The organism is Brucella pseudogrignonensis (genome assembly GCF_002252525.1).
GTDB classification, from domain to species: Bacteria; Pseudomonadota; Alphaproteobacteria; order Rhizobiales; family Rhizobiaceae; genus Brucella; species Brucella pseudogrignonensis.
In genome coordinates this window covers 104727-119828 of the sequence record NZ_NNRM01000006.1, presented here as the reverse complement: position 1 = coordinate 119828, position 15102 = coordinate 104727, and the positions used below count along the sequence as shown (strand labels likewise).

Below are 15102 nucleotides of genomic sequence, written 5' to 3'. Positions count from 1 at the left end.
TTCTTTCCAGTTGTCGAAAAAGAAGCTCCAAGCGGTTCTCGGATCACAATTCTAAAATCTTCCATCTCGTTGAAAAATCCTGCTTGACGGTCTCTCAAGCAAAGATTAATAAACGGAACCGTACCGTACGGTACAAGGTGGAGGGATTGATCCGTGACTGATAAAAGCGACGAATTGCAGGCTCAGAAGCAGCCGTCTTTTTCGCCGCGTCAGAACGATGTTCTGGAGCAGGCGTTGCGCCTTCTTGTCGAAGGCGGTGACCGCGCTTTGACGACGGCGAGCATTGCGCGTGCTGCCAATTGCTCCAAGGAAAGCCTTTATAAATGGTTTGGTGATCGCGATGGTCTGCTAACCGCAATGGTTCGCTGGCAGGCATCGAAGGTTCGTGTCGTGCCGGTAGCTCGCGAGAAGCTTGACGCGGAATCGCTTTTCTCAAGCCTTGAACATTTTGCGCGTGACTGGCTGCTGGTGCTGTCTGGTCCAACATCGATTGCATTGAACCGTCTGGCTGTAAGCCACACGGCATCGGGCAAATCGGCACTTGGCGACATTGTTCTCGCCAATGGTCCGGTGGCGATGGCAAAGCGTCTTAAGCCGATCCTCGAAATGGGTCAGGAAGCAAAGCTTCTTGCTTTTGACGACATCGACGAAGCTTTTCGTGCATTTTTCGGACTTGTCGTTCGGGACATGCAGATCCGGTTGCTGCTTGGCGACCGGCTGGAACTGACTGACGAAGTGGTCATCCGGGACGCCCGGCGTGCCACAAAGCAGTTTTTCGCTCTTTACGGGGCATAACCAACGGCCAACGCGAGGAAGCCGCAGAGCAATCTGAAAAATAATCTGAATGAAGGGAATACGAAAATGCGCGTTTATTACGATCGTGATGCAGACGTTAATCTGATCAAGTCGAAGAAGGTTGTTATCGTCGGTTACGGTAGCCAGGGCCGTGCCCATGCGCTGAACCTCAAGGACTCCGGCGCTGCCAACGTGCGCATCGCTCTTCGTGAAGGTTCGGCAACGGTCAAGAAGGCCGAAGCTGATGGCTTCGAAGTGATGAACGTTGCTGATGCTGCCAAGTGGGGCGATCTCCTCATGATGGCAACCCCTGATGAACTTCAGGCTGACATCTACAAAGACCACATTCAGGATAACATCCGTGACGGCGCAGCGATTGCTTTCGCTCATGGCCTTAATGTTCACTTCGGCCTGATTGAGCCAAAGAAGTCGGTTGACGTTGTCATGATCGCACCAAAGGGCCCAGGCCACACGGTTCGCGGCGAATACCAGAAGGGCGGCGGCGTTCCTTGCCTCATCGCTATCCATCAGGATGCTTCGGGCAACGCACATGATCTCGCTCTGTCTTACGCTTCGGGCGTTGGCGGCGGCCGTTCGGGCGTTATCGAAACCACCTTCAAGGAAGAGTGCGAAACCGATCTGTTCGGTGAGCAGGCTGTTCTTTGCGGCGGTGTTGTTGAACTCATCCGCACCGGTTTTGAAGTTCTCGTTGAAGCTGGTTACGCACCAGAAATGGCTTACTTCGAGTGCTTGCACGAAATGAAGCTCATCGTAGACCTGATCTACGAAGGCGGCATTGCGAACATGAACTACTCGATCTCCAACACTGCTGAGTGGGGCGAATACGTCACTGGTCCACGCATCATCACTGCAGAAACCAAGGAAGAAATGAAGCGCGTTCTGAAGGACATTCAGACCGGCAAGTTCACTTCCGATTGGATGCAGGAATACCGTGCAGGTGCAGCTCGCTTCAAGGGCATCCGTCGTAACAACGACAGCCACCAGATCGAAGAAGTTGGCGAAAAGCTCCGCGGCATGATGCCATGGATCGCAGCGAACAAGCTCGTCGACAAGGCACGCAACTAAAAATCTGCGATACTCAGACTCTGGCCGTCTGCAAATGGCGCTTTGTTTCGCTTACCTAGGCTCACGTACTTTATGTACGCTCCGCTCCGGTTCTCACAAAACGCCATTTTCGAGTAGAGCGCCGTGCGCCCGAATGGGCGCACAAAGGTCGCTCTACTTTTAAGATAGACGCATCGATCTGTCCAAAAGTCGAAAACGATTTTTGGGACGATGCGTCGGCCATAAGTCAGAATCTCATCAGATTTTAGGTGCTCGATGATTAGACAAAAAGGGGGCGTTTCTTACGCCCCTTTCATGCATAGGGATTTGGTCGTGTGAAATGTAGCGCACGAAAAGATCGTCGGATGCTTTTGGAATTTGTGTTTTGTGCGTCATTTGGCCAAAACAATTCAGAATATCTTTATTCCGTCTCAGCATGGAAGAAAGTGTTCTCGTTAGCAAAAAATTGCGCTATCGCTAGAACTTTATCTGGCAAGGTTTGAGGAGGCTTTGCCTCCACCGTATTGAGGAGATTTCCCGTGTTGGACTGGGAAACTGTATTTGCAACGCGCTCGAAACGTATGCGCGCTTCGGAAATCCGTGAACTTCTAAAACTGCTGGAACGTCCGGATATTATTTCCTTTGCTGGCGGTATTCCCGATCCGGCGCTGTTTCCACATGCTGAATTCCAGAGCGCTTATCAGGACATCTTTGGTGGCCCTGAAGCTAATGCAGCTCTGCAATATTCGGTATCCGAAGGTTACAAGCCGCTCCGCACCTGGTTGGTGAGTGAACTCGCCAAGATCGGTATTCCTTGTACCGAAGACAACGTCTTTATCACGTCCGGTTCGCAGCAAGCACTTGACTATCTAGGCAAGCTTTTCATCTCGCCAAATGACACGGCACTGGTGACGGCCCCGACTTATCTTGGCGCGTTGCAGGCATTCAACGCCTACGAGCCGACCTATGACATTCTCTCGCTGAATGGTAACCGCACACCGGATTCCTATAAGCAGGCAGCGGAAAATGCTGGCGGTCAGGTTAAGTTTGCCTATCTTTCGGCAGATTTCAGCAACCCGACCGGAGAAACAGTTGATCGTGCAGGCCGTGAGAAGTTGCTGGCCGACGCTGATGAACTGAATGTGCCGATTATCGAAGACGCTGCTTATCAGTATCTGCGTTACAACGGCGAAGCGATTGCGCCGATCCTGTCGATGGATATTGCGCGTCACGGCGGTGATATCGAAAAGACCCGCACGATCTATTGCGGCTCATTCTCGAAGACCCTCGCACCTGGCCTGCGCGTCGGTTACGTGGTTGCTTCGCAGTCGGTTATCCGCAAGCTGGTTCTGATGAAGCAGGCGGCTGATCTTCATTCTTCGACAATCAACCAGATTGCCATCCATCGTGTTGCTTCGACTGGTTTTGACAGCCAAGTCGCTAAGCTGCATAGCGTTTATAAGCATCGCCGCGATAAGATGCTGGAAGCACTTGCTAAATACATGCCGGAAGGCACTGACTGGACCAAGCCGGAAGGTGGAATGTTCATCTGGGTCACGCTTCCAAAGGGCATGGACGGTGCTGCATTGCTTGCCGCATCGATTGAAAGCGAGAAGGTAGCTTTCGTCCCGGGCAAGGCATTCTTTGCGGATGGCACGGGTGCCAATACGCTGCGTCTTAGCTATTCATGCGCTAATGATGAAATGATTGATGAAGGTATCATGCGTCTGGGACGCTTGATCCGCACGCATTCCAAATCAGAAGCTGCATAAAATCAGAAGCCGGGCATTGCCCGGCTTTTTTATTGAAAGGGCGAATTACAACCTGTGCGCGGCCCTGCCAAGGGCTGGTATGTGTTATCCGAAGTACGATAACTGCGGTAACGATTTGAGCACCATGAAATATGGTTGCTGCTTGGACCGAAGGTGGTGACAGGCTTGCGATTGGATGGGCGAACTTGAAGCGGGTCGCCATTCTTGTAGATCGGGATGCCTTCGCGCGAGATGTAATTGCCACTGTCGCGGCACCCCACGCCGTAACACTTACTTGATCCTGCTTGTGGCTGATAAGTCCGCGGCAGCCCGCCAGCGATAGGGGGTGTGCTTGGACGCAAAGACGGCACGTAAGGCGTATTCAGGTCAACCGCTGCAGCGCTGCCAACAAGGCTTGCTGCAAAGAGACCTGAGCAAAGTGCGATGTACCGTATCTTATCAAGCATTTTCGGTGTCCTGATTTCCAGACTTTATATGGTGGCTTTTCTGATCAAAACCAGCGTGGCTGTGCAATTTTGAAAAGAACCACTTGCCAATCATAGCGCAAGTGGTGAGATTGCGCGGGCATGTTTACGATAGCAACCTTCAATGTCGAAAATCTGATGCGCCGGTTTGATTTTTCCGGCTTTCGAAATGAATTGCATCAGGATCGCTCGCTCAAGCTCTTCGAGATCGGCGATGAAACGCAATACCGTCTGCTGGAGCAGGCGCGGGCGATTGCCCATACCGATGACACACGGCAGATGACGGCGCTGGCAATAGCCGAAACACGGGCCGATGTGCTTTGCCTGCAAGAAGTCGATAATCTCGCCGCCCTTAACGCGTTTGAATATGGCTATCTTTTCAAGATGGTCGGGCAGGGCTATCGCAATAAGTATCTGATTGACGGCAATGATAGTCGAGGCATCGACGTTGCTGTGATGGCACGCGATACGACGCGTGATGGCCAGCGGATTGAAGTGCTGGAAGTCACCAGCCACGCACATCTGACCTATAAGGATCTTGATCTTTATCAGCCGGTGCTTGCGGAGCTAGGACTTGAACCGAATGATCGCATTTTTAAGCGCGATTGTCTTTGTCTCGATATGCGTATCGACGGCAAGCCATTGACGCTTTTTGTTGTTCATCTGAAATCAATGGGCGGTGCACGTAACGGGCTTGATGGTCGCACTGCATCCTTGCCGGTCAGACAGGCAGAAACGCGTGCGATCCGTCACATTATCGAAGAGAAGTTTGGCGCAGGGCACACTTCGGGTAAGCGCTGGCTCATTTGCGGTGATTTCAACGATTACCGGGAACGCGTCATCATCGAAGGCGATGAGTGGAACGGTTATCAATTCTCGCCTGTGAAGGAAGCTGCCAGTGCTCTGGATACGCTGCTGAGCGATGGCTTCGCCATCAATCTTGTGGAGCGCCGCCCTGAAATGGACCGCTGGACGCTCTATCACACCCGCGGACCGCAGGAACGCCATCTTTGCCAGCTTGATTACATTCTTGCGTCGCCAACTCTGGCTGACAAAAACGGTGGTGCGATTCCGAAGATTATCCGTCGGGGCCAGCCCTGGCGCACGGTTTTCCCGCCAGGACAAGAAGTTGATCGTTATCCACGGACTGGATGGGATCGTCCTAAGGCCAGTGACCATTGCCCCGTGGCTGTCACGCTGAACATTGTTTGAGAATGGGACGGCTAATGCAGCATGTGAAAGAAAACACGGTTTATGAAATTGATCGTGTCGATGTCCGGATTTTGCCGGGACCGCTCGATTATGCGCAAGCCAATAAAACCGCAATCGCTGAAAACTGGCAGCGCGAGTGTCAGGCTAATCCGACTTTGTTTGATGGTGAAATTTATCTTGCACCAGACGCGAAACTGGAAGGCCAGTCTTTTTCCGCCGGTTTCCATCGCACGAGCTTTGCAACGCTTATGTATTGGCGCAAAGATGCACAGCCTTTACGGCCGTGGCATATTTTTGGCGTCGGCATCATGGTGTCCACTGAAGGGCATTTGATAGCAGCCCGTATGAGCGCGCATAATGCGGTCGCAGGACGTGTCTATTTTCCGGCAGGTTCCATTGATGACAATGATGTCGTTGATGGTCGGGCCGATTATAAAACCAATATGGCCCGAGAAGTCTTTGAAGAAACCGGAATTAATCTTGGTGATGCCAGGGCGGAAGCAAAGACCCATCTGGTAACTGCCGATGGAAGCATTGCGCTTTTCCGCCGACATTACTTTGATCTTTCGACGACGGAATTGTTGAAGCGAATAGAGGCAAATCTCGCTGCTCAAGCAGAGCCGGAATTGTCGGAAATCATTCCGGTTAAGCAGGCAGGAGCCATGGGGCAGGCGACGCCATCCTATGTGCGCGCATTTGCCGATTGGCATTTCGAAAATCAACAGTAACGATCAGTTCTTGCAGATGACAGCGCCACGAAATTGACTATGCTCGCAAAGCAAGGCTTATGGCCTTACTGAAGTGAGGGAGAGGTGAACGATGACCGAAGCTGCCAGTGCTGGCCGGTACTATGAGATTTTCGACGTTTTCGCCGATAAGGCTCTGGCTGGGAATCCGCTGGCTGTTGTGCACGAGAGTGAAGGGCTGACTGACGCGCGTATGCAGGCCATTGCGCGCGAATTCAATCTGTCCGAAACGGTCTTTATCTTTCCGCCTGAAAATCCGATGCATGAGGCAGCCGTCCGCATTTTTACCCCGGACTACGAGTTGCCATTTGCCGGTCATCCGACGGTTGGTGCTGCGGTATCGCTGGCACGTCATCGCAGAACAGGCGACGAGTCGGATCGGCTGGTGACGCTTGAAGAGAAGGTAGGTATCGTTCGCTGTGGTGTCATCTTAGGTGAAAACAGCGCCTTTGCAGAATTTGATCTGCCGCGTTTGCCGGAAAAGCTCGATATCAAGATCGAGAAGGAAGAGGCAGCCGCCGCAATCGGGCTAGGCACGCATGAGATCGGCTTTGAAAACCATATTCCTGCTGTCTGGAGCGCAGGCACACCCTATCTTCTTGTGCCGGTTCATAACCTGATCGCTGCAGCCAAAGTCTCCATCGATCCTGTCTATGTGAGCGAAAGTCTGCCGCATGTGGGCGATCGACCATTGCCGATTTATGTCTATTGCCGCGAAACAATTCTGTTCGACAGTAATTATCACGCACGCATGTTTGTGACAGGCTCGAATGTGTATGAAGATCCCGCGACGGGGTCTGCAGCGGCGGCTTTTGCAGGCATGATTCTGGCCAAAGACCAGCCGGTGGATGGAAGTTCACAATGGTGGATCGAGCAGGGCATGGAGATGGGGCGCCCCTCGCGTATTCGCCTTGAACTTGATGTGTCAAACCAGACACTCACCGGTGCTCGTATTGGCGGTACGGCAGTCAAGATTGCTGAAGGGCGCCTGTTCGTCTGATTTTCATGTTTTGATTGCGGTCAAAGCGCAATCGCCGCCCTATAGTAATCTAACAACAGATTAGCTGAACGAGGGACGCTTGCCATGATAATCAAGGAAATGTCTGAAATTGATGTCCGTGATATGATCCAGCATACCCAGATCGGGCGGTTGGGTTATATTCTTGGTGATCGACCATTTGTGGTGCCGCTCGGTTTTCGATTCAGCGGTGGGGCGCTTTATTCCTTCACTACCGATGGTCAGAAGACTGAGGCTATGCGGAAAAATGATGCGGTCTGCATTTTGTTCGATCACATCATTTCAAAAACGGAATGGCGTAGCGTTGTGGTGAACGGTCATTATCGCGAGATCACGCGCGAGGAAGAAAAGGCTGCGATCGTCAATATGCTCTCAAACGAGCCGACATGGTGGGAGCCTGCTTATACCAAGACCATCACCAGTGGCGGCGAGCAACGCAAACTGGAACCTGTTTTCTTTCGCGTTGATATTGAAAGCGCCACTGGTCATCAGGCCGGTTGAATCTAGCGAACCACCAGCACCGGAACAGTGCTTCGCGTAACGACTTCATAGGTCTGACTACCGAGCAACATGCCTTTCAGTCCACGGCGACCATGCGACGCCATCACAATCAGGTCGTTGCGCAATTCTTTTGCGGTTTCAATGATTGAGGTGGCTGGATGCTGCGCCACGACATGCAATGTATGGATTTCAACGCCAGCCTGACTTGCCAGTTCACGGGCGCGGGCAAGTGCAGCATCGGCGTAATCGTTCCATTCTTCTTCATAACGCTCGATAAAGGCCGGACTGTCAGTAAAGCCGCCAGGCAGGCCGGAAAGCGAATAGGGGGCGGTCACGGTGAGGACCGTCACCTTGCTACCCATGGCTTTCGCGGTATCAAATCCATGAATGAGACCGCGCTCTGCAAACTCTGAACCATCTGTGGTGACTAGGATATTCTTATACATCGTGCCCTCGCTTTGACTTTATACATCTTTAAAGTAGTTACCCAGTTGATCATATCAAACCAGATATGGCGTTAATATTAGAATAGAACGGGACTGCGATAATCCATGCCACTTGATTGCGATACTTTTCATGCGAGCTGGGTTGCGACTGTTCTTAATCTGGATTGGCCATCCAGAGCTTCCACTCAGATTGAGGATGATTCCGAACGCGTGAAGCGCCAGAAGCAGGAACTGGTGCGAATGTTTGAAGAAGCATCCGAACATGGCATTAACGCCGTGATCTTTCAGGTTTCACCTGCTGCGGATGCTTTCTACAAATCAGACTATCTGCCGTGGTCATCTTATCTGACGGGTACACTCGGAAAAGATCCGGGCTTCGATCCACTGCGCTTTGCGATCGCGCAAGCGCACAAGCGTGGAATCGAGCTACATGCCTGGCTCAATCCTTACCGTGTTTCTATGGATGTGCGACCGGCAACGCGAAAAGAACTGAATAATTCTTCCAGCGATTCTCCGCCTAGCGTTTATAAAACCAATCCGGGTTGGGTAGGCATATCTGCGGATCGCTATGTGCTTGACCCCGGTATTCCGGCAGTGCGCCAGTGGGTCACTAACATCACGGCTGAAGTTGTCCAGAAATATGATGTCGATGGAATCCAGTTCGATGACTATTTCTATTACGAAACGCAGGGCTCGCCACTCAAGGATGACAAGACATTCAAACGTTTCGGGACGCATTTCTCCAGCAAGCATGACTGGCGGCGTCACAATACCTATACGCTGGTGCAGGAAATATCGCACAAGATCAAAGCCATCAAGCCGCATGTTCGCTTTGGTATCAGCCCTGGCGGCGTCTGGCGCAATCAGATTAACGATCCGCTTGGTTCGCCAACGCGGGCGGGTAAGACCAATTATGATGGAGACTTTGCTGATACGCGTGCCTGGGTGAAAGATGGGCTGATCGATTATATCGCGCCGCAGGTCTATTGGTCGTCAGGCCGCAAGGATGTGCCTTATGGCCCTATCGTCAGATGGTGGGCGGATACAGTTAAAGGCACAAATACTGATCTTTATATCGGTATGGCACTTTATCGCGCTGGCACCTCGAGTAAGGCTGAGCCTGAATGGCTTGCGGGAAATGGCGTCGATGAAATCAAGCGCCAGCTTGACCTCAACAGCGCTATACCGGAGGTCAAAGGCAGTATTCTTTTTCGACAGGGTTTCTTGTCTGATCCGAAGCTCAAGAGCGTATCGTCATACTTGAAAAAGACCTGGGGTAAGTGTCGACCTGAAAAATAGCGGCACATTCAGGTTATTTATTATCTGGTTGATTTAAATCAAAGAAAGCCTCCGCCAGCGGATGCTAATGATCGCTTGTTGCCGAGTTCCACCAGAGTCGGCAATCTCCGGGGCGTCGAGGCCCAACCAAAGCGACGCCCCGGCTAATTTTAAACAATTCAAGGATCTGTCGAGCGCACCAGCGCGATCTTTTTGCAATGTTGTACTGTCGACAGCCAGCGGGTGCTGTCAGCATTGCCCTCCATCTCACTAAATCGGCACCCGCGAATTTTCTTATATTTATTATTTAACGCATGAAATTGCGGTGCATTTGAGTATAGTTGATTTTAATCAAGGCACGCACTCCCAAGTGAAAATACAGAATTCAATCTGACTGAGTAGTATCGTTTGCCGCATAGCTTTGCTTTGCGGACCCGCAAGATGATGACGCAGAGGATGTTTCGGCATGGGGTTTAATCGCAAGCAGTGGATCGCAACTGGTGTAGTCGTGGCTTTGGTAGCCGGAGGCTACTATGCCTGGAAAGCACTGAGCGACCCCGGACTGCCGGAAGGCATTGCTGGCGGAAATGGGCGAATCGAAGCCGTAGAGATCGATGTATCCACCAAAAGCCCCGGACGTATCCGCGAAATTCTTGCCGACGAAGGACAGTTTGTTGAGGCAAACGCGGTTCTGGCGCGCATGGATACTGCCCAGCTCGAGAGCCAGCGAAAACAGGCTGAAGCGCAGCTTCGTCGCGCTGAAATAAGCATTGAGACAGCGAAAAGTTTGGTTGTCCAGCGTGAAGCCGAGCAAACCGCCGCTCAGGCCACGGTCGCACAGCGCGAAGCGCAACTGGACGCTGCAAATCGCCGTTTGGCCCGTTCGCAACAGCTTTCAGAATCGCGCACAGTCTCTCAGCAGGTGCTGGATGATGATCGCGCAACCGCGCAGGGTGCTGAGGCAGCCGTGGGTGCTGCAAAGGCGCAGCTCGCCGCGACGGCGGCTGCGATCAGTGCTGCAAAGGCACAAGTTGTTGATGCAGAAGCTGCGGTTGAAGCTGCAAAGGAGGCGATTGCCACCATCGATACAGATATCAATGATGCCACATTGCGTTCGCCAAAGCCGGGCCGCGTGCAATATCGTGTTGCGCAACCGGGTGAAGTATTGTCTGCTGGCGGTCGCGTGCTGAATCTGGTGGATGTCAGCGACGTCTATATGACTTTCTTCCTGCCGACTTCGCAGGCTGGTCGCGTGGCCATTGGCGCGGATGCTCGTATTGTGCTCGATGCCGCACCTCAATATGTGATCCCTGCTACGATTAGTTTCGTAGCCGATGTTGCGCAGTTCACGCCAAAGTCGGTTGAGACGGAGGAAGAGCGTCAAAAGCTCATGTTCCGCGTTAAGGCAAAAATCCCGCAGGAATTGCTTCAGAAATATATTCAGCAGGTCAAAACCGGGCTTCCGGGTATGGCTTACGTGAAACTTGATCAAAATGCTGAATGGCCGAAGAATCTCGCGGAAACAGTAAAATGAGTGGGGCTTCGATAAAGGCTGGCGTGGGCGACGACAGCTTTGTCGTTCGCGCAGATAGCGTGAAGCTGTCCTATGGATCAACTGAAGCATTGCGCGATGTTTCGCTCGAGGTGCCTGCCGGCTGCATGGTCGGGCTGATTGGGCCTGACGGCGTTGGAAAGTCGAGCCTTCTGTCGCTGATTGCTGGCGCTCGCGTTATGCAGAAGGGCAGGATTGAAGTGCTCGGCGGCGATATTGCCGACAAGCGTCATCGCCAGTCGGCATTCCCGCGCATCGCCTATATGCCTCAAGGCTTGGGAAAGAATCTGTATCCGACGCTTTCCGTGTTCGAGAATATTGAGTTTTTCGGACGACTGTTTGGTCACGATAAGCACGAGCGCGAGCGCCGTATTGCTGATCTTCTGGCGCGAACGGGCATGTCGCCTTTTGCTGATCGCCCGGCTGGTAAGCTTTCGGGTGGCATGAAGCAGAAGACAAGTCTTTGCTGCTCACTGATCCATGATCCTGATTTGCTGATCCTTGATGAGCCGACAACGGGCGTTGATCCTTTATCACGGCGTCAGTTTTGGGAACTGATCGACGATATCCGCAAAGATCGTCCGGGGATGAGCGTTATTGTGGCCACGGCCTATATGGAGGAAGCCGAACGCTTCGACTGGCTGGTTGCGATGAATGATGGCCAGATTCTTGCAACCGGCACACCCCAGGAACTGCTTGAGAAAACCCAGACGCCTAATCTCGATGCGGCCTTTATCGCGCTTTTGCCGGAGGAGCTTCGGCAAGGGCACAGCGAAGTAGTAATGCCACCGCGCAATGCGCAGGCAGATAGCGGCATCGCTATCGAAGCCGAGCATGTCACGGTGCGATTTGGCAATTTCACTGCCGTCGACAATGTTAGTTTCCGTATTCCGCGCGGCGAGATTTTCGGCTTCCTCGGCTCTAACGGTTGCGGCAAATCCACGACGATGAAGGTCTTGACCGGCTTGTTGCCTGCAAGCGAAGGCACGGCAAGGCTGTTTGGACGCGAAGTCGACCCAAAGGATATCGATATACGCCGTCATGTTGGTTACATGTCGCAGGCGTTTTCGCTCTATTCCGAACTGACAGTTCATCAAAATCTGGAGCTTCACGCCAAGCTGTTTGGCATGGCGGAAGAAGATACCAAGCGCAGAATCACGGAACTGTCCCAAAGGTTTGATTTGGCTGGCGTTATGGATGATCTTCCCGACTCGATGCCGCTCGGCATCCGCCAGCGCCTGTCGCTGGCTGTCGCGCTGATCCATTCGCCGGATATTCTTATTCTCGATGAGCCAACTTCAGGCGTTGATCCAGTTGCGCGCGATGCGTTCTGGCAAATCCTTGCCGATCTTTCGCGCAACGACAATGTCACGATTTTCGTGTCGACCCATTTCATGAATGAAGCGGAACTGTGTGATCGCATTTCCTTGATGCATGCTGGTAAGGTGTTGATCAGCGATACGCCAAAAGCCATTACCGCAAGCCGTAATGCAGCAACACTTGAAGACGCTTTCATCGCATATCTCGAAGAAGCAATTGGCGAAACAGCGCCTGAGAAAGCCGTTCAAGAGGCGGTGAAGATTCAGCCTGAAAAGGTTGAGAAAAGCACGACGGCCCGCGCGGGCTGGTTGCCAAATCCTCGGCGAATGTTGGCTTTCTCACGCCGCGAAGCGCTGGAGTTGAAACGCGATCCGATCCGGGCGACATTGGCCATTCTGGGCACTGTGATCCTGATGTTCGTTATCGGCTATGGTATCAATCTTGATGTCGAGGATCTTACATTCGCTGTCCTGGATCGTGACGATACGACGATCAGTCGGGATTACACGCAGCAACTTGCTGGTTCCCGGTATTTCACCGAAAAAGCACCCATTACCGATTATGACGACCTTGATCGGCGTATGCGCGAAGGTGAAATCAGCCTGGCAATTGAGATCCCGCCGAATTTCGGCAGCAATGTCGCGCGTGGTCGTCCCGTCGAAATTGGTGCCTGGATCGATGGCGCCATGCCGACGCGAGCGGAAACCGTGCGTGGTTACGTTCAGGGAATGCATGCCAATTGGCTGACACAAAAAGCGCGCGAGCTATATGGAAGCAACGCCACTGTCGGCAACTTCAATCTGGAAATTCGTTATCGTTATAATCCGGACGTCCAGAGCCTTGTGGCCATGGTGCCAGCAGTTATCCCGCTGCTTCTGCTGATGATCCCTGCAATGTTGGCGGTTCTGAGCGTTGTACGTGAAAAAGAACTTGGCTCCATCATAAATTTCTATGTGACGCCGGTGACTAAGTTCGAGTTTTTGCTAGGCAAACAGCTGCCCTATATCGCGCTTGCTTTTCTCAACTTCCTGATGCTGACGGCCTTTGCTGTTTTCATATTCCGTGTGCCATTCACAGGCAGTTTCCTGACCTATGCCACGGCGGCGCTTCTCTATGTCATCATTACGACCGGCATGGGCTTGGTGATCTCAACCTTTATCAATAGCCAGATTGCGGCGATCTTCGGCACTGCATTGCTGACACTCATTCCCGCAGTGCAATATTCTGGCATTATCGATCCGGTCTCGTCTTTGCAGGGGGCAGGTGCGTTTATCGGCAAGATTTATCCGACGACCTATTTCGTGACGATCTCGCGCGGGACTTTCTCAAAGGCGCTCGATTTCTCCGATCTCGCCGGATCATTCCTGCCGCTGCTGATTGCCATACCGGTTCTTACCGTTCTCGGCATTGTACTTCTCAAGAAGCAGGCGGGCTGAGATGCGGATTTCCAATATATTCCAGCTTGGCGTCAAGGAACTGCGCGGACTGGCGCGTGATCCGATGCTTCTGCTGCTTATCGTCTATGCCTTCACACTTGCGATCTATACCGCTGCAAAGGCTATGCCGGAAAATCTCAACAATGCGGCAATCGCAATCGTTGATGAGGATCAGTCACCGGTTTCGGGTCGCATCACGACTGCGTTTTATCCGCCGTATTTTGTGCCGCCAAAGCTCATCTCATCTCATGAGATGGATAAACGGATGGATTCTGGCCTCGATACCTTTGCGCTCAATATCCCGCCGAATTTTCAGCGCGATCTGCTTGCCGGGCGTTCGCCAACGATTCAGCTGAATGTCGATGCAACGCGCATGAGTCAGGCCTTTACCGGCGGCGGTTACGTGCAGTCGATTGTTTCGAGCGAAGTGAATGAGTTTGTTAATCGCTATCGCGGGGAGACGCAAACACCGGTTGGACTTAACCTACGTGCGCGCTTCAATCAGGATCTGAACAAAGGCTGGTTCGGTGCGATCACCAATGTCATTTCATCGGTAACTATGCTTTCGATCATTCTGACGGGCGCAGCTCTCATCCGCGAGCGCGAACATGGCACAATCGAACATCTGCTGGTCATGCCGGTGACGCCACTTGAGATCATGGTCTCTAAGGTCTGGTCAATGGGGATGGTGGTGCTGGTGGCGACTGCCTTTTCACTGGTTGTTGTTGTGCAGGGCATTCTCGCGGTGCCGATCAATGGTTCGCTGACGCTGTTTTTAGCGGGTGCTGCATTACAGCTTTTCGCGACCACGAGCCTTGGCATTTTCCTAGCAACGATTGCTGGTTCTATGCCTCAGTTCGGGCTTCTCCTGATGCTGGTTCTGCTACCACTACAGGTTCTCTCGGGTGGTACAACGCCGCGCGAAAGTATGCCGGAGATCATTCAGAACATCATGCTGGCGGCACCCAATACGCATTTCGTGATGCTCGCTCAATCGGTGCTGTTCCGCGGTGCTGGACTCAATGTCGTGTGGCCGCAATTGCTGGCCATGATTGTAATCGGAAGCGTTCTTTTCTTCTTTGCACTGCGTCGTTTCCGCGACTTCCTGAGATGAAAAATCCATACAGTTCAACCATCTGAATCAATTGGTTCTGAATGTGATTCAGATGGGGCACATTGTTGCAGTTGATAATCTGCCATCCCCTTGCTATCGCTCGCCACAGGAAACGGTTCTGTCCGCAAGGATGGATGAAAAGGGAACACGGTGAGGCTCATTTGAAGAGCTGAGACCGAGACTGCCCCCGCAACTGTGACCGGCGAGTCATCCTCCCATGATCGTAAGTTGCGATCATAGCCACTGAATATTCACGTTCGGGAAGGCGGAGGACCGATGAAGACCCGGAAGTCAGGAGACCTGCCGTATCCAGTCACCCATGGCTGACACGAGGGGTGTCCAGTCGCGGCCGTCCGTAGCGGTGACATTGTGAAATGTTGCCG

The 15102-nt window shown here is 52.5% G+C and carries 13 protein-coding genes and 1 riboswitch; of the genes, 11 read left to right on the top strand and 2 right to left on the bottom strand.

From position 1 onward, the window contains the following. Positions 1-153: 153 nt before the first annotated feature. The 3 genes from CEV34_RS01935 to CEV34_RS01925 all read left to right on the top strand — a co-directional run bounded on the left by CEV34_RS01935 (position 154) and on the right by CEV34_RS01925 (position 3632). The gene (locus CEV34_RS01935; RefSeq protein WP_007875688.1) at positions 154-795 is read left to right on the top strand and encodes a TetR/AcrR family transcriptional regulator; all 642 of its coding nucleotides are present in this window, start codon (positions 154-156) and stop codon (positions 793-795) included. A 66-nt stretch (positions 796-861) separates the two neighbouring features. After that, the gene (gene ilvC, locus CEV34_RS01930; RefSeq protein ID WP_007875687.1) at positions 862-1881 is read left to right on the top strand and encodes a ketol-acid reductoisomerase; all 1020 of its coding nucleotides are present in this window, start codon (positions 862-864) and stop codon (positions 1879-1881) included. A gap of 518 nt (positions 1882-2399) precedes the next feature. Next, positions 2400-3632 (top strand): aminotransferase-like domain-containing protein, encoded by a 1233-nt coding sequence (locus CEV34_RS01925; protein ID WP_007875684.1) that lies wholly within the window; start codon positions 2400-2402, stop codon positions 3630-3632. Between the two features lie 29 nt (positions 3633-3661). Here the strand turns inward: CEV34_RS01925 and CEV34_RS01920 are convergent, their stop codons facing one another. Beyond that, a complete protein-coding gene (locus tag CEV34_RS01920) occupies positions 3662-4078 on the bottom strand; it encodes a BA14K family protein (RefSeq protein ID WP_007875678.1) in 417 nt (138 codons plus the stop codon). A 120-nt stretch (positions 4079-4198) separates the two neighbouring features. On the opposite strand from CEV34_RS01920, the gene CEV34_RS01915 reads away from it, so the two are divergent. The 4 genes from CEV34_RS01915 to CEV34_RS01900 all read left to right on the top strand — a co-directional run bounded on the left by CEV34_RS01915 (position 4199) and on the right by CEV34_RS01900 (position 7573). Next, a complete protein-coding gene (locus CEV34_RS01915; protein ID WP_007875676.1) occupies positions 4199-5308 on the top strand; it encodes an endonuclease/exonuclease/phosphatase family protein in 1110 nt (369 codons plus the stop codon). A 14-nt stretch (positions 5309-5322) separates the two neighbouring features. Beyond that, on the top strand, positions 5323-6036 hold the full coding sequence (locus CEV34_RS01910; protein WP_007875672.1) for an NUDIX domain-containing protein: 714 nt from the start codon (positions 5323-5325) through the stop codon (positions 6034-6036). Between the two features lie 91 nt (positions 6037-6127). Then, a complete protein-coding gene (locus tag CEV34_RS01905) occupies positions 6128-7054 on the top strand; it encodes a PhzF family phenazine biosynthesis protein (protein WP_064320798.1) in 927 nt (308 codons plus the stop codon). Between the two features lie 84 nt (positions 7055-7138). Next, positions 7139-7573, top strand: coding sequence for a pyridoxamine 5'-phosphate oxidase family protein (locus CEV34_RS01900; protein ID WP_007875668.1), 435 nt, complete (start codon positions 7139-7141; stop codon positions 7571-7573). Positions 7574-7575: 2 nt separating this feature from the next. Here CEV34_RS01900 and CEV34_RS01895 read toward each other — a convergent pair whose 3' ends face one another. Beyond that, a complete protein-coding gene (locus CEV34_RS01895) occupies positions 7576-8019 on the bottom strand; it encodes a universal stress protein (protein ID WP_007875666.1) in 444 nt (147 codons plus the stop codon). A 105-nt stretch (positions 8020-8124) separates the two neighbouring features. Between CEV34_RS01895 and CEV34_RS01890 the strand changes: the two genes are divergently transcribed. The 4 genes from CEV34_RS01890 to CEV34_RS01875 all read left to right on the top strand — a co-directional run bounded on the left by CEV34_RS01890 (position 8125) and on the right by CEV34_RS01875 (position 14719). Then, a complete protein-coding gene (locus CEV34_RS01890; protein WP_007875664.1) occupies positions 8125-9318 on the top strand; it encodes a glycoside hydrolase family 10 protein in 1194 nt (397 codons plus the stop codon). Positions 9319-9763: 445 nt separating this feature from the next. Beyond that, entirely contained in the window at positions 9764-10831 is a 1068-nt protein-coding gene (locus CEV34_RS01885) for an HlyD family secretion protein (protein ID WP_094543172.1), read from the top strand. Continuing rightward, on the top strand, positions 10828-13605 hold the full coding sequence (gene rbbA / locus CEV34_RS01880) for a ribosome-associated ATPase/putative transporter RbbA (protein WP_007875655.1): 2778 nt from the start codon (positions 10828-10830) through the stop codon (positions 13603-13605). The genes CEV34_RS01885 and rbbA overlap by 4 nt, the downstream gene beginning before the upstream one ends. A 1-nt stretch (position 13606) precedes the next feature. Further along, positions 13607-14719, top strand: a complete 1113-nt coding sequence (locus CEV34_RS01875) for an ABC transporter permease (RefSeq protein WP_007875653.1) — start codon at positions 13607-13609, stop codon at positions 14717-14719. 96 nt (positions 14720-14815) lie between these two features. Beyond that, positions 14816-15041: riboswitch (cobalamin riboswitch) on the top strand. The last annotated feature ends 61 nt before the right edge of the window (positions 15042-15102 follow it).

Excerpts from the sequence above, each read along its gene's own strand:
- ilvC (WP_007875687.1), top strand. The coding sequence starts at position 862 with ATGCGCGTTTATTACGATCGTGATGCAGACGTTAATCTGATCAAGTCG.
- CEV34_RS01920 (WP_007875678.1), bottom strand. The coding sequence starts at position 4,078 with ATGCTTGATAAGATACGGTACATCGCACTTTGCTCAGGTCTCTTTGCA.
- CEV34_RS01915 (WP_007875676.1), top strand. The coding sequence starts at position 4,199 with ATGTTTACGATAGCAACCTTCAATGTCGAAAATCTGATGCGCCGGTTT.
- CEV34_RS01910 (WP_007875672.1), top strand. The coding sequence starts at position 5,323 with ATGCAGCATGTGAAAGAAAACACGGTTTATGAAATTGATCGTGTCGAT.
- CEV34_RS01905 (WP_064320798.1), top strand. The coding sequence starts at position 6,128 with ATGACCGAAGCTGCCAGTGCTGGCCGGTACTATGAGATTTTCGACGTT.
- CEV34_RS01900 (WP_007875668.1), top strand. The coding sequence starts at position 7,139 with ATGATAATCAAGGAAATGTCTGAAATTGATGTCCGTGATATGATCCAG.
- CEV34_RS01895 (WP_007875666.1), bottom strand. The coding sequence starts at position 8,019 with ATGTATAAGAATATCCTAGTCACCACAGATGGTTCAGAGTTTGCAGAG.
- CEV34_RS01890 (WP_007875664.1), top strand. The coding sequence starts at position 8,125 with ATGCCACTTGATTGCGATACTTTTCATGCGAGCTGGGTTGCGACTGTT.
- CEV34_RS01885 (WP_094543172.1), top strand. The coding sequence starts at position 9,764 with ATGGGGTTTAATCGCAAGCAGTGGATCGCAACTGGTGTAGTCGTGGCT.
- rbbA (WP_007875655.1), top strand. The coding sequence starts at position 10,828 with ATGAGTGGGGCTTCGATAAAGGCTGGCGTGGGCGACGACAGCTTTGTC.
- CEV34_RS01875 (WP_007875653.1), top strand. The coding sequence starts at position 13,607 with ATGCGGATTTCCAATATATTCCAGCTTGGCGTCAAGGAACTGCGCGGA.